Origin of the sequence: Portibacter lacus, from assembly GCF_021533215.1 — a bacterium.
Taxonomy (GTDB): Bacteria; Bacteroidota; Bacteroidia; order Chitinophagales; family Saprospiraceae; genus Portibacter; species Portibacter lacus.
In genome coordinates, this window is sequence record NZ_JAJNKA010000008.1 from 1 (window position 1) to 19,690 (window position 19,690).

20 protein-coding genes and 1 pseudogene are annotated in these 19,690 nt (G+C 34.6%); 19 read left to right on the top strand and 2 right to left on the bottom strand.

Annotated features, from left to right (window positions below; all coding sequences use genetic code 11):
• Positions 1 to 198 precede the first annotated feature (198 nt).
• The 11 genes and pseudogenes from L2586_RS14370 (at position 199) to L2586_RS14415 (ending at position 7,905) form a co-directional block, all read left to right on the top strand.
• Positions 199 to 552 (top strand): hypothetical protein, encoded by a 354-nt coding sequence (locus L2586_RS14370; protein WP_235293613.1) that lies wholly within the window; start codon positions 199 to 201, stop codon positions 550 to 552.
• A 24-nt stretch (positions 553 to 576) separates the two neighbouring features.
• Positions 577 to 1,534, top strand: a pseudogene (locus L2586_RS14375) (NAD(P)-dependent alcohol dehydrogenase).
• 319 nt (positions 1,535 to 1,853) lie between these two features.
• Complete coding sequence (locus L2586_RS14380) at positions 1,854 to 2,993, top strand: T9SS type A sorting domain-containing protein (RefSeq protein ID WP_235293615.1); 1,140 nt, start codon at positions 1,854 to 1,856, stop codon at positions 2,991 to 2,993.
• A 177-nt stretch (positions 2,994 to 3,170) separates the two neighbouring features.
• Positions 3,171 to 3,566, top strand: coding sequence for a VOC family protein (locus L2586_RS14385; protein WP_235293616.1), 396 nt, complete (start codon positions 3,171 to 3,173; stop codon positions 3,564 to 3,566).
• A gap of 70 nt (positions 3,567 to 3,636) precedes the next feature.
• The gene (locus L2586_RS24690; protein ID WP_235293617.1) at positions 3,637 to 3,975 is read left to right on the top strand and encodes a toxin-antitoxin system YwqK family antitoxin; all 339 of its coding nucleotides are present in this window, start codon (positions 3,637 to 3,639) and stop codon (positions 3,973 to 3,975) included.
• Between the two features lie 154 nt (positions 3,976 to 4,129).
• Positions 4,130 to 5,128: a VOC family protein gene (locus L2586_RS14395; RefSeq protein WP_235293618.1), complete on the top strand. Its 999-nt coding sequence runs from the start codon at positions 4,130 to 4,132 to the stop codon at positions 5,126 to 5,128.
• Between the two features lie 331 nt (positions 5,129 to 5,459).
• Positions 5,460 to 5,945: a hypothetical protein gene (locus tag L2586_RS14400; RefSeq protein WP_235293619.1), complete on the top strand. Its 486-nt coding sequence runs from the start codon at positions 5,460 to 5,462 to the stop codon at positions 5,943 to 5,945.
• A 6-nt stretch (positions 5,946 to 5,951) separates the two neighbouring features.
• On the top strand, positions 5,952 to 6,422 hold the full coding sequence (locus L2586_RS14405; protein WP_235293620.1) for a helix-turn-helix transcriptional regulator: 471 nt from the start codon (positions 5,952 to 5,954) through the stop codon (positions 6,420 to 6,422).
• 351 nt (positions 6,423 to 6,773) lie between these two features.
• Positions 6,774 to 7,007 (top strand): hypothetical protein, encoded by a 234-nt coding sequence (locus L2586_RS14410; protein WP_235293621.1) that lies wholly within the window; start codon positions 6,774 to 6,776, stop codon positions 7,005 to 7,007.
• A complete protein-coding gene (locus L2586_RS24840; RefSeq protein ID WP_394804410.1) occupies positions 6,998 to 7,294 on the top strand; it encodes a type II toxin-antitoxin system RelE/ParE family toxin in 297 nt (98 codons plus the stop codon). The genes L2586_RS14410 and L2586_RS24840 overlap by 10 nt, the downstream gene beginning before the upstream one ends.
• A 413-nt stretch (positions 7,295 to 7,707) precedes the next feature.
• The gene (locus L2586_RS14415; protein WP_235293622.1) at positions 7,708 to 7,905 is read left to right on the top strand and encodes a hypothetical protein; all 198 of its coding nucleotides are present in this window, start codon (positions 7,708 to 7,710) and stop codon (positions 7,903 to 7,905) included.
• 157 nt (positions 7,906 to 8,062) lie between these two features.
• On the opposite strand, the gene L2586_RS14420 is transcribed toward L2586_RS14415, so the two are convergent.
• Positions 8,063 to 10,699, bottom strand: a complete 2,637-nt coding sequence (locus L2586_RS14420) for a DUF7133 domain-containing protein (protein ID WP_235293623.1) — start codon at positions 10,697 to 10,699, stop codon at positions 8,063 to 8,065.
• A 508-nt stretch (positions 10,700 to 11,207) separates the two neighbouring features.
• Here L2586_RS14420 and L2586_RS14425 point away from each other — a divergent pair.
• The 4 genes from L2586_RS14425 (at position 11,208) to L2586_RS14440 (ending at position 15,475) form a co-directional block, all read left to right on the top strand.
• The gene (locus L2586_RS14425; protein ID WP_235293624.1) at positions 11,208 to 12,482 is read left to right on the top strand and encodes a glucuronyl esterase domain-containing protein; all 1,275 of its coding nucleotides are present in this window, start codon (positions 11,208 to 11,210) and stop codon (positions 12,480 to 12,482) included.
• A 477-nt stretch (positions 12,483 to 12,959) separates the two neighbouring features.
• The gene (locus tag L2586_RS14430; RefSeq protein WP_235293625.1) at positions 12,960 to 13,685 is read left to right on the top strand and encodes a hypothetical protein; all 726 of its coding nucleotides are present in this window, start codon (positions 12,960 to 12,962) and stop codon (positions 13,683 to 13,685) included.
• Positions 13,686 to 13,920: 235 nt separating this feature from the next.
• Positions 13,921 to 14,892: an alpha/beta fold hydrolase gene (locus L2586_RS14435; RefSeq protein ID WP_284284456.1), complete on the top strand. Its 972-nt coding sequence runs from the start codon at positions 13,921 to 13,923 to the stop codon at positions 14,890 to 14,892.
• A 1-nt stretch (position 14,893) separates the two neighbouring features.
• Complete coding sequence (locus tag L2586_RS14440) at positions 14,894 to 15,475, top strand: YdeI/OmpD-associated family protein (RefSeq protein WP_235293626.1); 582 nt, start codon at positions 14,894 to 14,896, stop codon at positions 15,473 to 15,475.
• 51 nt (positions 15,476 to 15,526) lie between these two features.
• Here L2586_RS14440 and L2586_RS14445 read toward each other — a convergent pair whose 3' ends face one another.
• On the bottom strand, positions 15,527 to 15,712 hold the full coding sequence (locus L2586_RS14445) for a hypothetical protein (RefSeq protein WP_235293627.1): 186 nt from the start codon (positions 15,710 to 15,712) through the stop codon (positions 15,527 to 15,529).
• Positions 15,713 to 15,884: 172 nt separating this feature from the next.
• On the opposite strand from L2586_RS14445, the gene L2586_RS14450 reads away from it, so the two are divergent.
• The 4 genes from L2586_RS14450 (at position 15,885) to L2586_RS14465 (ending at position 19,537) form a co-directional block, all read left to right on the top strand.
• On the top strand, positions 15,885 to 16,364 hold the full coding sequence (locus tag L2586_RS14450; RefSeq protein ID WP_235293628.1) for a hypothetical protein: 480 nt from the start codon (positions 15,885 to 15,887) through the stop codon (positions 16,362 to 16,364).
• A 383-nt stretch (positions 16,365 to 16,747) separates the two neighbouring features.
• The gene (locus tag L2586_RS14455; protein WP_235293629.1) at positions 16,748 to 17,089 is read left to right on the top strand and encodes a type II toxin-antitoxin system HigB family toxin; all 342 of its coding nucleotides are present in this window, start codon (positions 16,748 to 16,750) and stop codon (positions 17,087 to 17,089) included.
• 7 nt (positions 17,090 to 17,096) lie between these two features.
• Complete coding sequence (locus tag L2586_RS14460; RefSeq protein WP_235293630.1) at positions 17,097 to 17,657, top strand: helix-turn-helix domain-containing protein; 561 nt, start codon at positions 17,097 to 17,099, stop codon at positions 17,655 to 17,657.
• A 176-nt stretch (positions 17,658 to 17,833) separates the two neighbouring features.
• Positions 17,834 to 19,537 (top strand): chondroitinase-B domain-containing protein, encoded by a 1,704-nt coding sequence (locus L2586_RS14465; protein ID WP_235293631.1) that lies wholly within the window; start codon positions 17,834 to 17,836, stop codon positions 19,535 to 19,537.
• The last annotated feature ends 153 nt before the right edge of the window (positions 19,538 to 19,690 follow it).

A 19,690-nucleotide genomic window follows, 5' to 3' on the forward strand; every position in this document is an offset into this window, starting at 1 on the left:
ACATTCTTAGGGGGTCAAACCGTAAGAATGTTATTAACATTCTTCTACTTTTGAGGGGTCAAACCTCAAGAATCAGAGGGGTCAAACCGATAGGAATCGAGGGGTCAAAGGTGCAGGAATATGCAATCTCAGAAGTATTTTGGCATTTTGCCAATAAAAATCTATGTGCTAAGACTCTTTTTTATCTTGATGTTTTTTATGGCAGGAAAAGATTCTTGGACAAAAATCCTTCAACATGAAGGGTCATGGCAACCTGAAGTTGCCGTTGCTTGGTGTGCAATAGCAGCATATACCACCTTATCAGGGATTGGTATTTTTCATACACTTAGGATGCTACCAATCATGTTATTTATGTTTTTTTATAAAGGACTTTGGTTAATAGTTGTAGCCTATCCGCTTTGGACTAATAACCAACTTATAGGGAGCATATATGAAGAATGGACTTTTACATTTCTGATTTTAGTGATACCGTTTTTGTTTACTCCTTGGAAATATGTTTTTGATTACTATATACTTGGGAGAAACTATGAAAATTTTATTGAATATAAATAGAACAAAAAAATCACAATGACAAAAATGAAAGCTGTTATTTGTACAAAATATGGAAAACCAAATGTTCTTCAATTGAGCGAAGTAATGAAAACGCTTCCTAATGATAATGAGGTCTTAGTAAAAATACATGCTACAGCAGTTACTGCTAGTGATTGTGTAATTCGAGCATTAAAAACACCAGGAGGTCACCAATTCCCATTAAAACAATTAATGCGTTTCGCTATGCGGTTGTTTATTGGATTCACTAAGCCAAGAAATCCTATCCTCGGTTTGGTGTTTTCAGGAACGATAGAGGAAACAGGAAAGAATATCAAAACTTTCAACAAGGGAGATGAAGTATTTGGATTTACGGGGCAAAGTAGAGGTGCTTATGCAGAATACAAATGTGTTTCCAATAAAGAAATCAAGGCAGGAGAAATATTTTTAAAACCTAATAACGCAAATCATGAAGAAGCCGTAGCCATAATTTATGGAGGAATATTAGCAATACATTTCATGAGAAATGCAGACATTAAAAATGGACAGAAAGTACTTATTTATGGTGCATCAGGTGCAATAGGTACAGCAGCTATTCAATTAGCAAAACACCATGGAGCAATTGTTACGGCTGTTTGTAGTGAGGAAAATTTCAAATTAGTTGCCTCACTCGGTTCAGCTATAATGCTTGATTACAAAAAGAAAGATGCTGTTAATCAATTAGAAGAATACGATTTTATATTAGATGCAGTTGGAAAAAATAAAACCTCCTACTTAAAAGTGGCTTGTAAAAAATCACTTACACAAAACGGAAAGTATGTATCAGTTGATGACGAGTTATTAAAAATAGAAATGGACTATTTATCAAAATTAAGTGCACTCATTAAAGCTAATCGTATTCAGGCAGTAATTGACAAAAAAATATCCTTTAGAAAATATTGTAGATGCCCACAGATATGTGGATAAAGGACATAAGAAAGGGAATGTTGTAATTACAATTGATTAGAAATATGATAAATTGCAATCAGTCTTTGAAAAACTAAAGAAGTTTCAAATTGAATCATATGAAAAAAATGGAGGAACATATGATGGTACTTTGATGAAAATAGCTATCAAAGAAGGCGAAGAACATCTAAGTTATATAGGACTGTTAATTTTAGAACCTGATTTGGATTGTAACTTACGCAAAATCAAAATGCGATAGATAACAGGATGCGATCTCTGAATACTGTTATCTATCGCTTGTACTCTGGATGCATCAGAACCTTTGGTAGCAACATAACAAATAATTATATTTACAAACCAAACCATGAAAAATTAAAAATATGAAAAAGCATTACCTCTTTTATTTACTTTTTATATCCACTATTGCTTATTCACAATCTACAGAAGATTTTGAAACAGAAACTACTGGAGCAACTACATTTACCGATAATGGCCAAGATTTTACAATAATAAATGGTTCTGGAGAATCTACATATGATATTGAATTTTTTGCAAGTGGTGGATGGAATGGTTCTTCACCAGACGACAAGTTTATTGATAACTCTAGTGGGACTCCACCAACAAATGATGGTAGTTCTTTTACTATATCTACAACTGATGGCACAGATATTACAATAACAAATTTGTACTTATTTGTTTCCAAAAGGAATTTGACAACTGGAGTATCGACTACAATAACAATCAATGGAAAAAAAGATGGGGCGACTGTATATACAATAACAAAGAGTGCTGGAATAATTGATGGTGCTAACTTTACTCCAAATAATGGTTTCACTTTTATAGATTTCACGACGGAAGGAGGTGCTAATAATTCTATCCTAAACGTAGATGAACTGATAATCTCTACAACTGGTAACGCAGACTATATAGCACTAGATGCATTTCAATGGGGAGAAGCAGTAATACCTATTGAATTAATTACTTTTAACGGAAGAACGGAAGATACAAATGTAAAATTAACGTGGAAATCTGCTTCAGAACTCAATAATAAAAAATTTGAAATAGAAGCAAGCTTTGATGGAATAGGGTTTCAAAAAATCGGAGAGATTGAAGGAAAAGGCACGACTACTGAAGAGCAGAATTATTATTTTGAAGTTAAAGATCCAAGAAAAGGCATTTCTTATTTTCGTTTAAAACAAATTGATTTTGATGGACAATTTGAATATAGCAAAGTAATTAGTGTAAATTTTAAAGACGAAAATGGAGAGGCTGGAGAATTTTATCCTAATCCGAGTAAATCTGGATTTTTGAATTTGGATTATAGTGCTGAATTTGGTGCTGAATTAACAGTTTCTGTTTTTGATTTATCAGGAAAATATATGGTTAATCAAACAAAACAAGTTTTAAGTGGAGAGAATAATTTGATTTTTGATTTATCTGATTTGAACACAGGAATGTACATTGTTAAAGTCGGAGATAAAGTAAAATCAACTTATCGGAAAATAATTATAGAAAAATAGAAATAATGCAGCCAAATGCAATGCACATGATGGAATCTTCTCTTAGATCACCCTCCACATGAGCAATGTGTCCGATGCGCTTCATTATGACCAACTGATTTTCAAAAAGAGCAATTTTAACAACGTCAATTTAAAGTTGATTCTTGAAATTTGTGCATCAAATTAAAATCAAAAAAGATGAAAGTAACATTAATTAGTATTCCTGTAACAGACCAAGAAAAAGCTTCAAAATTTTATACCGAAAAATTAGGCTTCATAATAAAAAAAGATGCTCCTTTAGAAGGAGGAAATAGATGGCTGACTCTTGTTTCGCCAGAATGGCAAGATGGGCCAGAATTATTATTGGAACCTGCACCTAATCATTTTGAACCTTCAAGAGTATATCAAGATGCGTTAATGGAAGCAGGAATTCCATATACACAATTTGACGTTGAAAATGTTGAGGCCGAATATGAAAGACTGACAAAGCTTGATGTAAAATTTAGTGTGAAACCCACTGAAATGGGAACAGTAAAATTTGCAGTTTTTAACGACACGTGTGGAAACAATATTCAACTTGTTGAAAACCTTTAATAAAATAATGACAATGAAAGATATCTAAGGAATTGATGAAAACGGCAATCCCAAGAATGGCCCATTCAAGGTGCTTTTCAAAAACGGTCTTGTCTCTTGTCAGGGTGAATTTAAAAATGGGAAAAAATCAGGAATATGGAAATACTTTCTCAATAATGGACAATTACAATCATCAGGAAATTATGAAAATGGTAAGATTGTTGGAAGTTGGGAGTGGTTTTTCAAAAATGGAAAGCCAAGAGCAACAGGCAGCTTCAATAGTGATGAAAATAAACACGGTGAATGGAGAAGATATCATAAGAATGGTGAACTGTGGGACGAAGGTCGTTTCGAACACGGTAAAAAGAAAGGAATTTGGAAAGTCTATGATGAGAGTGGAAAGCTTCTAAAGGAGCAAATTTTTAAATAAAAAAAGAATGGAACAAATTCTCGTATGAAATTAAATACCTGGAGGAAATCAAGATTAGAAAAAAACTGGCTACAATAAGTGATGAGGATGGCAGATAGGCTATCGTCAAATCCGCCACATATCACAGAACCGCTAGACTAAAAAAAACAATTCAATGAAAAATGCCTTTTTTATAATTTTAATTTTCTTCTCAATTCAAGAGGTTGCTGCTCAAACAGTCCCTGATCAATACAAAAACGTTGACCAGTTGATATGGGTAGTTAATAATTTGGATCGTACAATAAATGGTTGGAAAAATTTTGGATTTGATGAAGTAACTAAATTTGATACCGTTTCTGTTCACTCTGGAAATGATAAGGCCTCTTTCAAAGCTTTATGTGCAAAAGCAAATTTGGGAGGTGCGCAAATTACATGGATTCAACCTTTAGATCAAAATTCCATATTTGCTGAATTTCTCAAAGAATATGGAGATGGCGTAATGAGCATAGTTCACCGTTTAAATGGTCAATATGAATTGAATCGCGAAATTTCGAGGCTTAATGTGCTTGGAGTTAGTAAACTTGATGAAATCACCATAACAACTTCAAAAGGCGTTATTTATTATGTGTTTTTGGATACCTACCAAAAAGGTAAGTATGTTCTTGGGTTATCATGTAATGAATTAGATCAAAACTATTTTAGCCTTCTATCAAATGAGAATTCTAACAATTTAGTACTCTCACAATATGCCTTTGCAATAGAAGACGAGACTCAGATTTCAAATTATTGGCATAAATTGGGCCTTCCTAGAATTACTTCTTCTCCAATTTCTCTGAGAAAGACAGTTTATCACAATGAAAGAACAGACTTTAAAGTTAATTTAGGATGGCAATTGCATGGAGCGATTCCATATGAATGGGTAATTCCTAAAAAGCTACCAACCATACACATGGATCATATTCAAAAACATGGAGAAGGTTTCCATCATTTAGGTTTTGACATAAAGGAAATAGAGCCTGTATTAAGATATTTCAAGAAACAAGAAATTGATATAATTTCTGAAGGCGCGTGGGGAGATGAAAATAAACCAGGTTCAGGTGAATTTATGTATATGGATACTGATAAATATGGTGGGGTGATTCTTGAACTTATTTGGAAATACAAAGAAAACTAAGGCTAATAATCAGCGAAGACGAAGATGATTCCTTTATTACTACGTCGCTATCTGAAACCCTTTATTAGACTTTATTTCTCAAGAAGATCTATAAATTCGATGAAGGATATGGAGTATAGATTTTATAATGGTCAATGTTTTAATGATCAACTAATAACAAAGTTTAAGGACACCATTAGATCTTGTAGAAGTATTGAGAAAGTTGGAGTGATTAATATCGAATTGCAGGGATAAAGGTGAGTTACCCCTCATAATTTTCATCTCGATACTATAAGTATCAAATTTTGACAACTAATTTAGTATATTTGACGTTTAAATGATAAGTTGTTGAATGTTTGTATTTCAAGTCGAAAGTGGTTTGTTAAAGGAAGCTGAAATTGTTAAAGCCAGAAGTAACGATTTGCCACTAAAAAAAGATGGTTGGAATTTTAATTGGAGAATTGCCTTTAAAAAGGCGGATTCAGAAATATACATTCTAAGACTTAAAAAAGATAAAGACAAAACTGTCCAAGGAGTTATTCAATTGGTTTTGCTTAACGGTATGATAAGTATGGAATTGATTGAAGTTCATCCAAGTAATCGAGGCAAGGACAAAAAATTTGACTTTGTTTCTGGTTGTTTAATTGCTTTTGGATGTAGAGAATCATTTAAGCTAGATAACGAATATGAAGGATATTTAACTTTTGAATCAAAAACGGTTTTGATTGATATATACAAGGAGAAATATGGAGCAACCCAAACTTTTAGAAATAAAATGTATATCTCTCCAGAACAAGGAATCAACTTGATTTCAAAATATTTAAATCACAAAAAGTAAGTTGAAATGGCAAATTATGAAGATACAGGATTACAGGTTCAACCAATGGATACAAGCACCCAAGAATTTAAAGACTTTCAACTCCTAATTAAGGCAAAAGTACAAAGTGCTACTTTAGAAGAAAAGATCAAAATCAAAATGCTAGGTTTGAAATTTCAGATGGAAGATTATCTAAATTCTGAAGATGAAAACATCATACCAGTTGGCCATTTTGTCAAAAAAGCACTTTCCCAATTAAATATTAAGCACAAAACTTTCGCAAAATACATTGACTTAAAAAGCCCCAATCTCAGCAAACTACTTAAAGGAGAGCGGAAAATAAATATGGAACAAGCCCTCATTTTTGAAAATCTCTTTGATATTAAAGCTGAATTATGGATTGCACTGCAAACTAAAAATCAATTAGCTCAACTTGAGAAATTAAATCGAAAAAAATTCAAAAAATACACAATCAAAGACTTAGTCTACGAGGGGTAACAGTATGCATGAAGTAATTCCTCCTACCGTCGGAACTCCTCATGCACTTGGCCGTTACCTCTTCTTATATACTACACATACTCACTCATTTTCAGTCTTGCAAATTTAGATGGTTAGATATATCATAGTTACTCTCTATATGAGTAAAATATTAAATTCTACCGAAAAAAATCAAATATATTTATTAATTTCAAATACATAAACTGTTGAATTTTAACTATTATCTAGAGTTATATCTGCTATATCAACTTATAATGTTCAAAAAATGCAAATAAAGTTGATTGTGAAAAAATATTTATCCAAACTTATATCATATATTAATCGTTATAATTGTAATGAAAATTGATCAAAATGTTAGTAAAAGAAAAAATACATAAAATCATTGAAGAGATTGAAGACGAGCAAACACTCAATGGGTTTCTTAGTCTAATTACTAGTTTAAGAAATGAACAACAAGGTCAACTTTTCAAAAGTCTTACTAAAGAACAAAAGGAAGAATTACAGTTCTCCTATGATGAAAGTTTTGACAGTAATAACTTAATACAACATTCCAAAGTAAAACGAGAACATTCGAAATGGCTCTAAAAATTATATGGAATAAAAGAGCCTTAAACAATTTTAACAAAATACTGGATTATTTGGAGCATTCTTTTGGAGAACAGACAGCCAAATCTTTTGTAGTACGATCTTACAATATAATCGAGCAGCTATCCGAAAATCCAAACCTTGGCAGTTTAGAATTAAAGGCCAAAAATATTCGTGGTATACTAATATCCAAACATAATAGATTGTTTTATAGGCTTACTGAGGAAGAAATAATATTGTTAAACTTTTTTGATATAAGACAAAAACCAAAGAAAAAGAAGTACTAGTTTAGAACAAGAGATAACATGCCTCGATCGCATAATCCTCCCTACGGTCAGGCCTCTTATACCTATCACGTTAGGCCCTGATTAAATTGAAAAAATGAGTTCTTTGCACAATAGAATAGTAATACTGTTTAAATAATATCTATATGTATCTTTATAAATAAAATCAAAGAGAATGGCTTCTCAAACTCTTAAAGAAAAAGTACTACAATCGGTCAACAAATTAGAGGACGATTCAATACTTCAATCTCATTCCATGTTCACAGCAAACCTTATTTTTGTTTACTAGCCTATGGCAAGTATAAAGAAGAAAGTTATTCTACAGAAATTATCAAACATGGTGAAATTCTTTATAAGGAAGCTAATCTTTCTTACAGCGAAAAATAATTTAATAAGCCTTTTAAACTGCGATAAACATGAGTTTTCAGAATAATAAAAATTTCCAATTCGGATTCATTCTAGTTATGCTTTCAGTTGGTGTGAAAATAGCAACTGACACTTATGATTTAGGTATATATCTAAATATCCTTTCTGGCTTAATGGCTCTCATTGGATTTCTCTTAATGATTAAAGGGATTTATGATTCGAAAAAAAAAAGCAAAACTGGATCGTAAGTAGAAATTCAAAATTGGCTTTATCGTCCAATTAATTGAAATAATCGTTTATTAGGTAGCTACATCTCCCTTATACAAATGCGTATGATGATGCTACTAAACTAACTGATTCCTTTAAAAATTTACCATCCAAAAGAAATAACCTCTATTCACCTTACTACTTCTGATTTTGTAAAAAAGTAACCAATGATGCTAATTCTTCATACGAAAGTGAATTGGCTAATCCCGCAGGCATCATCGAGTTTTCCATTTCTTCTCGGTTTTTAATATTTGACTTAGCTATTTTGGTTGCATTGCCGGCGATGTCTCTAATGGTTAGTTCACTTGCAGATTCCGAAGTGATGAATCCCATGTAACTTTTGTCATCTTTGGTTTCGATCAAGAAGGAAGCAAATCCCTGAGAGATTGACGCATTAGGTTTTAGAATGGATTCCGTAATCTGGTCTCTATTCATGATAGAACCGATCTGCCCCATAAATGGCCCCTTCATTACAGGCTCTTTCTCTATGCTATGACAGGCCACACAACCTTGACTTGCAAATAGAATTTTTCCTTTAGATGCATCACCTTTTATTTCTCCCATGGCCAATATTACATCTTCTATAGACGCCTCACCAACCTGGCCTTTCTTATTTTTAATAGCCTCAAAATCGACAACGTTTTCTTTTTCTTCAAACTCTTTAGATATAGTACTTCCAAGTTCTTCAATACCCAGTCTATTGCGCTCATTAAGCCAAGCAAAGAAAGCCTTTTTATCTGCTCCTCCAGCTGTCATTTCTTGAAGTAAAAATGTCTTTATGGCATCAGAACCTTCCCATTCTACTGCTTTATAATATGGACCATGAGTGTCTGGCCTAGTACTCCACCACCAGCTACCGTCATAGGGTGCTTCTTTATGGTAAAGTCTCGCAAGTGTGCTGAGCACCTCTTCTTTATCTTCTGAATCTTTATATGCAGAGATCAGACCATCTACAGCCTTGGTGTCATGTATATATCTTAAGGTCCAAAGTGCTAATTTAGGATTGGTCTTCAAAGCCTCCAATGTCTCATCTACAGCATTTAAACTCACCAATGAGCGCACAGCCAAATGTGGTAATATGATGTCTGAGTTTGGTGTGGCATGTGGGCCTTCGGTGCCTGTTTCTGGTATCTTAGCCGAAGCTGGCGCTTGAATGGTCAATAAAGCCTCTGAAGCTTCACTTTTGCCTAGTCTACCTAAAGCAATAACAGCGGCAGCTTGTACACGAGGATTCGCATCTTGTAAAGCATCAATAAACGGTTTCACCGGTACGTCATCCATGCACGTCTTTCTATCTGCCAAGGCCTTTAAAGCAAATTCGCGCATATTATCTTCAAGGCTTAAATTTAACAATTCTGATACACCATCACCACAGGTGGCTTGGGCAAAAGTATAAATACCTGCAACCCGATTTTGTAATGGTAAAGTTTGATCACTAGCAATCTTAAGTGCTACGGGAGCAGCATCTCTGGCTGGTCTCTTGAGCATTTCTTGCTGCGCATGAAAACGTGAAACAGAATTTCCAGCCTTTAATAGTTCACCTAATTCCTCTACGGATGCCTTTTTCAAATCTGGAAAAGCTTCATAAGTCCAATCTTTAGGAACTACTTTCACAACATACCCTTTATCTGGACTTCCTTTGTAACCTGCTCCATCCCAGGCAGCGAGGAACATTCTTCCAGACGCATCTACATCTACATCAGAAATTTGAGGCAGCTTGATAAATTCTTCATCACGCTGGGTAAAAGTCGGTCCGTCCATGCTTACCCTGTGAATATACAATTGGCTTTTACCCCAATCTGCCATCATTGGCACATGATTATAGGCTACTGGCCATCTATCATCATCCATGAAATAGCTACCGGTACCTGATCCTCCTCCTAAATCTTTAAGCGCTGGAATAATTTCGTCTGTAAAGTTTTTAAACAAGGTTGGATATCCAAATTCACCACTCTGCTGGTAATGAATAAATCGAATGTTCCATCCTCCACCATCGTTCGTATTACCACGAGTGAAAACATTCATGAAAGGATCAATGGCAACATCATAAATATTACGTGTGCCGTGGGCGTAAACTTCCATCTCGGTACCATCAGGCCTTACTCGAACGATCCCACCTCCAAGCATGGTCATTTTTTTAACAGAAGCATCTTCAGCATTATGAAAACCAAAGTCTCCTACTGCAATATAAATCCAACCATCTATTCCCATGCGAATACCGTTAGTGGAGTGGTCAGTCCCTCTGCTTCTTAGTGAAGCAGGTGAGGATATATTTTTAATGATTGGCTTAGAGGATCCATCGGCCATCCCATCTTGATTATTGTCTTCAAAAACCACCAAGTCCATACCTTCCGCTTCTCCAGTACGCTCACTAAAAACGGTATGCAGAACGAAAACTTGGTTTCCCACTGCCATGATTCCTCTAGGATTATCTACTTTCGTAAAGGTGGTATGTTGCTCATAAACTCCGTCATTATTGGCATCAATTAGTTTGACAATGCTTCCTTTTCCAGGCTCTTTCCCTAAAGAACCCATCATGTCAACACCTACAAAAACCTCCCCTGTAGGTAGAACTGCTAGACATGCAGGACTAGGAACGACATCTGGTCCCGCGATATTCTCCATAATTAAAGCAGTGCTATCAGGTCTAAAACTATCTGGGGCAAAATCGGCTGGATTATAATAAGCAGTCAATTCTTCTAGATCCACAGTTTTATCTTGAGAACAAGAAAATAGCATTACGAGACATAAGAGGACTAAATGATTTTTAAACATAATATTTTTGAGTATGCACTTTGAGCTAATAATAAGCGTTGAATATACAGTTTTTTTTAAATGTACTTCAAAAATATAGGAAGGGTGCTCAGTCAAAACAGGTATTCGTATTTCTACGCATTTAATCTGGCGATTTACTTCATCATTTTAGGAACCAAAATAGTTTCAATACAAAGGGTAATAAAAATTGAGCAATAAAAGGAAGGTAAATCGAACGTAATGCGATGCAGGACTGCTTTTTATGAGAATGTCACTACATATTTTGGTAAAGATATGATAAATATGATAGCGGTGAGTTGTTTTTCAATGAGCATAGAATTCGTAAACCTTCTTAAGGGCAATAAGGGTAGCTCATTAAGATCTTAGTAAGCTAGGTAGGTCTTCCAATTTTCTGCTCATCTTGTAGAAGGAATTAGAATGTGAATATTGATATTTGAATAAGTGGTAAACGGATACTATCTTACTCTAAAAACCACCACACATCACAAGTTTAACATTAAATACAACTATGAACTTTAGATTGATTTCCATAATTATAGGTTTTGTCTGGAGCTTAAGTGTCTATTCTCAGCCTAAGGTCAACTATGATGAAAAGGCCATTAAACCTTATGTTCTACCTGAACTTTTAGTTCTTAGTAATGGACAAGAAGTCAAGAGTGTTGAAGAATGGGAGCATAAGAGAAGGGAAGAAATATTCGACCTTTTTAAATCTGAAGTTTATGGGAGAATTCCAGATTTGGACTTGAAACCAACCTCTGAAGAAATAATTGAGCAAAGTGATATGGCATTGAATAATAGTGCGATAAGAGAACAAATTTCGATGGTATTTTCATCTGGAGAAAGGGAAATTACGATAAATATTTTGGTTTACTTGCCTAAAAACATCGAATCTCCACCAGTCTTTGTTGGGTATAATTTTTATGGAAATCAAACCACGACTACTGACCAGCATGTTATATTTACCGATTCATGGGTTCGGAATAATACTGATTATGGTATTGTTGAAAATCGAGCCACAGAGGAATCAAGAGGGAAAAGAAATTCCCGATGGCCAATTCAAAAAATCATTGATGAGGGTTTTGGTATCGCAACGATTTATTATGGAGATGTCGATCCTGACAAGAATGATTTTTCGGATGGGATACATCCTTTTTTCTATGAAGAAGGCATGAGCAAACCTAAGACGGATGAGTGGGGCTCAATCTCAGCATGGGCTTGGGGCTATTCTAAGGTTTTGGATTATTTGAAAACTGATAGGCTACTGACTGATTCCAAATTTATAGTGTTCGGCCATTCTCGCTTAGGTAAAACCTCCTTGTGGGCAGGAGCCCTTGATACTAGGTTTGATATCGTAATATCTAATGATTCTGGGAGCGGTGGAGCAGCACTTTTTAAAAGGAAATTCGGTGAAACAGCTGCTATAATTAATGCGAATTTCCCTCATTGGTTTAATGCAAATTTCAAAAAATACAGTAACAATGAAGACGCTTTATCCATAGATCAACACATGCTAGTTGCTTTGGTTGCTCCAAGGCCAGTTTACATTGCAAGTGCCGAAGAGGATAAATGGGCTGATCCCAAAGGTGAATATCTATCTGGTTATCATGCGAGCCCTGTTTATAATTTGTACGGGAAGAAAGGATTGCCTGAATTGGAGTTTCCTGAAACAAACGAATCCATCCATAACTCGATTGGTTATCATGTGCGAACGGGAAAGCACGATGTGACAGATTATGATTGGGATCAATTCATCAAATTTGCCAAGAAACACTTTAATTATTAAATAGTGTGGGCAAAAGAAATATAGTTCTAACTGTTAAATTACATGCTGATCAATGTTGAAATTATTATTGGCGAATTAGTGATACATTTTAATTGAAAATATTAGCGTAAACGAAGTAAGTAGAGTAGGAGCAGCTTTTATTTAGAGCTTCTATAATTTAAGCTAGATAATTACAATTGCATTGAGAAAATCGTGTTGATTGGTTTTTATTTGATCCGAAACTTGGCGATTACAATTCAGAGTAATTTTCGATCCGATTTTAATGTCTTCCTGTCAGTTATTTAGCATTGACCATTAATGAAATAATACGAACTAGTAAGCTAGTAAACAGTTGGTCATACAGCACTTTACAAAATGAATGAAATAGTCTATATTGAATTTAGCTTTTTTTCTTCAACATCTGAGATTTGTGAAAATGAAGGAAATTTATTAAACGAAGAATATCTGGCGTGAGATATCGTCAAACTTCTTTTTCAGATGAGGATTTACAGGAAATGGCTAGAAACAACCGTAAATAAAAATTATAGTGAAATGGGATTAGACATGAGACCGATGGGGAAACCCAAAAAAGGCTTTGAAAAAAGATACACTCAAATCTTTAACATCGTATCAGGTAAAGAAAAACAAGAATTAAGCATTTTTGATAAACTGAAAGGTAAGAAGCTCAAATCAAAAGATGAATTATTGCAAGAATGGTTTGCTAATCAGATTCAATCATACGAAACTATCAAGGCACCCAAAGTAGGACGAGATCAAGAAGCTGATGAATGGATGAAGAAGAATTATGATGAAACCGTACATAAGATCTCATTAGAAGAATTTATGGCAGAGCAGAAAGACTATTATGTCATCGAGTTAGCGAAGGAGAAAGATGGTGTTCCAATTTATAAAGCGTTTGGACAAGATGAAAATGTCTTAAGAGGTGAATTTTTAAGAGGATGTGTAGATATAATAGGTAAAGAACTAGTAGCAGAAGCTTGGGGGACGAAGCTTGCAGACGAGACATTAGATTATGGAAGAAGATTATCAAATGCTGCTGATGAAATAGCAAAGAAGCATAATCTGGAACATCTTAAAACACAAAGAAACGCTCCTGACGATGATTCAAATGCGATCGCAAATAAGCTACACATTGTTTATTCCGTTGCAAAATGGCTCATATTCTATGGTAAAAACGGTCACGGATACGAAGCTGACTTTTAACCATTGAAAATTAGATCTAGAAGTAATCACTAGGATGAAGTTTGTGAGCAAGAAGAAAAGATTTACTTATATCATTCGATTCAATCATACCTTAAATCAGAATTGAAAGAGTATTAAATAGGCTGAATTTCCAAATATTTCTTATCCATTTCATTTATTTTACTGACCCTTGACATAGGGTTGTCATTGCGCGAGAATATTTTTGTGGCATTGATTAAATTTTAAAGAATGTAAAATGAAAAGAAAATCGAATGCTGATCTAAATGACTTTCCTAACCCCACGATGATTGCTGTCAATGGTGTCCAACTAGAAGTTTTCGAAGCAGGCCGAGAGAATGTAGGTAAACCAATTGTGCTTTGTCATGGATTTCCAGAACATGCCTATTCTTGGCGATATCAAGTTCCTGCGCTAGTAAAAGCAGGTTACCATGTTATTATTCCGAACCAGAGAGGTTATGGTAATTCATCCTGTCCGACTGTCGTAACAGAATATGATATCGAACACTTGACGGGAGATCTGCTTGGACTGCTAGATTATTATGGATATAAAGATGCGACTTTTGTAGGTCATGATTGGGGAGCAAATGTGGTCTGGTCTCTGACTTTATTGCATCCAACCCGAGTTAATAAAGTGATCAATCTGAGCTTGCCTTATCAAGTACGCGGAGAAAAACCGTGGATCGAGTGGATGGAAGAAGTTTTTGGTATGGACTTCTATTTTGTACATTTTAATCGACAGCCAGGAGTTGCAGATAAAATTATGGATGAAAATAAATTTAATTTCCTCCGTAACATTTATCGCAAGAATGTTCCACTCCAAGCGCCTGAGCCAGGGATGTCCATGATTAATCTTGCGCAAGCAGAAAAACCTCTCGGTGATCCCGTAATGAGTGATCATGATCTATCAGTATATGTTTCTGCTTTTGAGGGATCAGGATTTACAGGTGGGATAAATTGGTATAGAAACCTTGACCGTAATTGGCATTTTCTAGCGGAGGTGAATCCGATCATTCAACAGCCTACACTCATGATTTATGGAGGTCAGGATATGATTCCAAAGTTCGAACAATTACCCGAGTTTGTGCCCCAAGTAGAGGTGATTACGTTGGATTGCGGTCATTGGATCCAACAAGAAATGCCAGAAGAAACTAACCAATCGATTTTGAATTGGCTGGAAAAGCAGGATATTGTGGGGCAAAGCAATTAGTATGAGTAAAAAGGAAGTAGAAAAACACACTCCTAAAAGCCGAACAGAATGGAGAAACTGGTTAGAAAAGAATCATCAGACTAAACATTCTGTTTGGCTGGTTTACTATAGGACATCTTCAGATGTTGCTTCGATAACTTGGAGCGAAGCAGTGGACGAAGCCATATGCTTTGGGTGGATTGATAGCACAAAGAAGACGATTGATGAAGAGAGGTACATGCAATATTTTAGCAAAAGAAAGCCTAGTAGCACGTGGTCTCTAATCAATAAAGAAAAAGTAGACTTCCTTATTCGAAACAATCTAATGGCCAAAGCAGGACTTGAAGTAATAAAGACTGCCAAGCAAAATGGGAATTGGTCACTGATGGATGATGTCGAAAAATTGATCATTCCTGACGATTTAAATCTTGCACTAGGTAAAAAAGAAGGTGCAATGGATTTCTATCAAAGTCAGACCAAATCCACTAAAAAGATGATGCTGTATTGGGTGGTAATGGCAAAAAGAATTGAAACAAGAACGAAGAGAATTAATGAGATCGTTGAATCAGCAGCAAAAGGATTGATCCCTAATCAATTTAAGTAAATAATGTATTGACCAAAACTAAACTCCGAAGTAAGAGAAAGACACAACTAGCTATCGTCTTAAGTACATAATTATGAAAAGCACACAAACGAGAACAATCGTTCCGTAAGTTAATTTTTTCCATTTTGGCTCTATGGTCTCACTTTTATAAACTCCATAGATTCCAAGTGGCGGCCAAAAAATCAATAGCCCGCCAACCATTTGTGGATCGTTATACCATTTTACTTTAGTGTTCATTTTTGCTGATTTATTCTATCTAAAGATAGGACTATTTCTCTAATTTTAATTAGTTTTTTAGAACATCGTCTATATTTATGTAGTGCTAAATTCTTACATTTAATCAAGAAATAGAATGGATTAAATAAAGTATGTTTATTAACCTAGTCCATATCAAGATCAACCATCAGTTATGAAGTTCATATTATTAATCGTTTTTTCTTTTCTGCTATGGTCCTGCAATAACGGCCCAGGAAATAATGAGCAGCCACCTAATATTAATTCAGATGCTGCTTCAAAATTGACAGCAGATCAGTCTAAAGCCCTTGAAGCATTTGATTTGATTCAAGTAGGTATAGATTCGAAAGGTCGCCTTTATTCTACTTTTCCTAATAGTAACCAACCATGTTATCCAGCTGATTCAAGTTTCGTTATACCGAGGACGGAATTCTTAGTAGCGATGAAACAATTTACAACGACTTATTGCACATCCTTACCTCCAGAAGAACAGTTGTTACTTGCAGAAAGTGTAGCGAAAGCACAAGCAGAATTCCAAATTGCACATTGCAGTAACAGCTCAGTAAAACAGGATTATAAAAACGGATTACCGATGACTGGTACGTGGGTCCTACCTAATTTTCTTGGACGAAGAGATGTCACTATGATTTGGTAACTGATAAAGGTTGGATCAAATGTTGCTTTCTTTTGAATTTAGCTATATTATTACTTTCATATTTTATAAGTTCCATAGAATTGTTGTTAGCAAGTATTTTCATTAGCGGACTATTTAATTTAATATATTCTGCTATGGCAGTTGCAGAGGTATCAGGAAGAAAATATAGTAAATAGTTTCAGTTCTAATTTTTATAATTGTAATTCGTCAGTCTCTTCAATTTAGTATATTACAAGGCCGATATTCATACAGATATAGGCTAGTTAGTAAGCATTCAAAATCCTAAGATTATAGTGAATTCAATTCCAAATTGAAAATATACAAATCTATATGTTCTATATATTATGGAACTTTTAATATCTTTATTTTGTAAAGAATAGTGTGTGGATCTTATAAATAAGAAAACGCTCGTAAAACTCAAGAATAAAAATATCGGGAATAACAGACTTGTTAAATCTATAGATAAATTAATACAACAAATTGAAAAGGCAAATTGGAAAAACGAAAGCGACATCCAAATAGATAGACCTGACGCCGATAGAGTTCACAATGATGGGTTTTACTTCTTCGACATTCACATACATAGAACGATGATTCTTATTTCAATTGATCAATATGAGGCAAGAGTAATTTGGGCAGGTTCCCATGATGATTACACTTCCAAATTTCGAAATAATAAGAAAACAATTGAAAAATGGCTCAGAAGTAATAATGAAATAAAATAGAATTCAAATGAAGGATATTAATATTAGCACGATTGTCAACATATCAATTCTGGAATCAGAGCTTGAATATGAAAAAGCATTGTCAATCTATAAAAAACTAAGATGGATGGTTAAAGACGATCCTTCTTTAGAACCTAAACGTCAACATATAAAGGAATTAATTCTAAAATATGAAAAGGTAAACTGGAATAACGATGATGCTATTTCAGAACGACAAATTGAAGAAAGCGATATTGCCGAAAAATTAATTGAGAAAGAAGAAGAATTTATATATCAACGCAAATTGATAATTAAGAAAAAACTTAAAAAACTTGGACTCAATCAACAAGATTTAGGCAAAATATTGGGTCATAGGAAAAATTATATCTCAGAATTAATAAACGGTGTACGACCTTTTTCAAAAAATGATCTTGTAATTATTCATCGACTTTTAAAAATTAAACTGGATCAACTAATGCCAACATTTATCGAAACTGATATGATCGAAAAGATAAATTCGGTTTTGGATGAATTAAATAATGAAAAGCTTAAATTGGATGAGAATGATTTAGTATTATCCAAAGATTAGAACGCTTACTAACATGCCGCGGTTACATAAACCTTCCTTCGGTCGGACTCCGGATGCGGCTATCACGTTAGTGTTTTTCATTTTTACGGTCAATGTTAAATTACAGTTCCAAGATAAAAATTGACCTACAATGATTAAATGCACTCATTCATACTATTCACTACCAATAGGATTCAATGAAATCATCAGCAGTTATTGCCACTTTGCTCATCTTCATTCTGCTTGTATCCTCAAGTCTGAAAGCTGAAATTATTCGAGTCTCTTCTCAACAAGAATTCAATGACGCGCAAGACAGTGCGGCAATGAATGATTCGATCATATGGGAGTCAGGAAGGTACTTAGATATTTATATGGAGATTGAAAAAAACCATCTGTTTATCGGGGCTGAAAACCTAGGAAGAGTAATTTTTACAGGAAATTCAAGAGTGGAAGTGATGGGAGATTATGTTACGCTTCAGGGTTTCCAGTTCCTGGATGGTGATATTGGAAGTAAAGATGTGATCAATGTGAGAGGAAGTCATAATATATTTACCCAGCTTAACATCAGAGCTTATAAAAGTTATAAATATTTAAGGGTTCGAGAAGAAAGTCAATATTGTGAAATCACTTATTGTAATTTCGAAAATAGACTGAATCTAGATGACCAAAATATACTGTCTATTCTGGTGGATGATGTAAATCCTGGCTACCATAAAATACAATATTGTTCCTTTAAGAACTTTGATGGAACAGGTAATGACTTAGGTATAGAGCCGATCAGAATTGGGGTAAGCACACAAGCTGAATTCATCAGTCGGACCTTAGTCGAGTTCTGTTATTTTACGCAATGCAACGGTGATGGCGAGCTTATCTCCAGCAAGGCAAGACAGAATATCTATCGATACAATACTTTTGAGAATAATCCTAAAGCGGAATTGGTGCTTCGACATGGTTCGGAATCAATCGTTTATGGCAATTTTTTCTTGAACGGAAAAGGTGGTGTAAGGGTAAGAGAAGGTCAAGACCACTTTATCTGCAATAATTACTTTTATAATCTCGATGATAGAGCCATTTATCTGCAGAATGAAGATTCAGATCCATTGGATAATATCAATATTGCTTTTAATACCATCGTGGATTGCTCAGAAGTTATACTGGGAGGAGATGGCGATAATAAACCGACTAATGTCACGATTTCTAATAATATATTTTCTGATCCGGATGACGAAATATTTGAGGATGAAACTGGAAATGAAAAATGGATAGGAAATATTGTTTTTGGGAATCTGGGAATCCAAGTGCCATCAAGTGGGATGACCATTGTTGATCCAGTTCTCGAAGAGAATAATGAAGGTTTTTTTGGTTTGGGTGAAGGCAGTCCGGCTATTAACGCTGCCCATTCTGGGTATGCATCCTTACCACAATATGAAGGCATGGAAGAGGTCGATACAGAAATATTATTTGACTTAATGAGGCAGAATAGACCCGCAGCGATTGAGGAAAAAGACTTGGGAAGTAACGAATATCCTCATGACATTTTGATAAGCCCTATAGCGACCGAGGAAAATACAGGTCCGAGTTACAATACTTCGATGATTTCAAGTTTAGAAGAAGAAGTAATCATGGATATTGAGCAAATTGAGATCCACCCGAATCCGGTTTCGAAACAAGTCAACATTACGATCCTTAATCAGCGTAAGATTAATCTTAGGATGGATATTGTCAATTCAGAAGGTAGAATAGTGAAGAGTGTTCCAGCACAGATTATTTTACCTGGAAAACATACGATATCGGAAAATTTAGAAGATGTGCCACCTGGGATGTACAGTATTAGAGTAAGTAGCCAAGAACCTAATGATGGACTTGAAAGCATTCAAACTCTGCAATTTATTAAATCTTAATACACCCTTAAGACGAGTATCGCCTAGAACGACACTTTTTATTTAACGAATGACTGATTCGGTCTTAATCGTATAATTTTAAAGATATTTTCAAACTTTATTCTTACTTGCAAATTACTGTTTATGAGTGATTTATGTTGTTTGATTCGAGTA

What these genes read in the sequence shown, in the direction of transcription:
- L2586_RS14370 (WP_235293613.1), top strand. Translation starts at nt 199, where the DNA reads ATGGCAGGAAAAGATTCTTGGACAAAAATCCTTCAACATGAAGGGTCA.
- L2586_RS14380 (WP_235293615.1), top strand. Translation starts at nt 1,854, where the DNA reads ATGAAAAAGCATTACCTCTTTTATTTACTTTTTATATCCACTATTGCT.
- L2586_RS14385 (WP_235293616.1), top strand. Translation starts at nt 3,171, where the DNA reads ATGAAAGTAACATTAATTAGTATTCCTGTAACAGACCAAGAAAAAGCT.
- L2586_RS14395 (WP_235293618.1), top strand. Translation starts at nt 4,130, where the DNA reads ATGAAAAATGCCTTTTTTATAATTTTAATTTTCTTCTCAATTCAAGAG.
- L2586_RS14400 (WP_235293619.1), top strand. Translation starts at nt 5,460, where the DNA reads ATGTTTGTATTTCAAGTCGAAAGTGGTTTGTTAAAGGAAGCTGAAATT.
- L2586_RS14405 (WP_235293620.1), top strand. Translation starts at nt 5,952, where the DNA reads ATGGCAAATTATGAAGATACAGGATTACAGGTTCAACCAATGGATACA.
- L2586_RS14410 (WP_235293621.1), top strand. Translation starts at nt 6,774, where the DNA reads ATGTTAGTAAAAGAAAAAATACATAAAATCATTGAAGAGATTGAAGAC.
- L2586_RS24840 (WP_394804410.1), top strand. Translation starts at nt 6,998, where the DNA reads ATGGCTCTAAAAATTATATGGAATAAAAGAGCCTTAAACAATTTTAAC.
- L2586_RS14415 (WP_235293622.1), top strand. Translation starts at nt 7,708, where the DNA reads ATGAGTTTTCAGAATAATAAAAATTTCCAATTCGGATTCATTCTAGTT.
- L2586_RS14420 (WP_235293623.1), bottom strand. Translation starts at nt 10,699, where the DNA reads ATGTTTAAAAATCATTTAGTCCTCTTATGTCTCGTAATGCTATTTTCT.
- L2586_RS14425 (WP_235293624.1), top strand. Translation starts at nt 11,208, where the DNA reads ATGAACTTTAGATTGATTTCCATAATTATAGGTTTTGTCTGGAGCTTA.
- L2586_RS14430 (WP_235293625.1), top strand. Translation starts at nt 12,960, where the DNA reads ATGAGGATTTACAGGAAATGGCTAGAAACAACCGTAAATAAAAATTAT.
- L2586_RS14435 (WP_284284456.1), top strand. Translation starts at nt 13,921, where the DNA reads ATGAAAAGAAAATCGAATGCTGATCTAAATGACTTTCCTAACCCCACG.
- L2586_RS14440 (WP_235293626.1), top strand. Translation starts at nt 14,894, where the DNA reads ATGAGTAAAAAGGAAGTAGAAAAACACACTCCTAAAAGCCGAACAGAA.
- L2586_RS14445 (WP_235293627.1), bottom strand. Translation starts at nt 15,712, where the DNA reads ATGAACACTAAAGTAAAATGGTATAACGATCCACAAATGGTTGGCGGG.
- L2586_RS14450 (WP_235293628.1), top strand. Translation starts at nt 15,885, where the DNA reads ATGAAGTTCATATTATTAATCGTTTTTTCTTTTCTGCTATGGTCCTGC.
- L2586_RS14460 (WP_235293630.1), top strand. Translation starts at nt 17,097, where the DNA reads ATGAAGGATATTAATATTAGCACGATTGTCAACATATCAATTCTGGAA.
- L2586_RS14465 (WP_235293631.1), top strand. Translation starts at nt 17,834, where the DNA reads ATGAAATCATCAGCAGTTATTGCCACTTTGCTCATCTTCATTCTGCTT.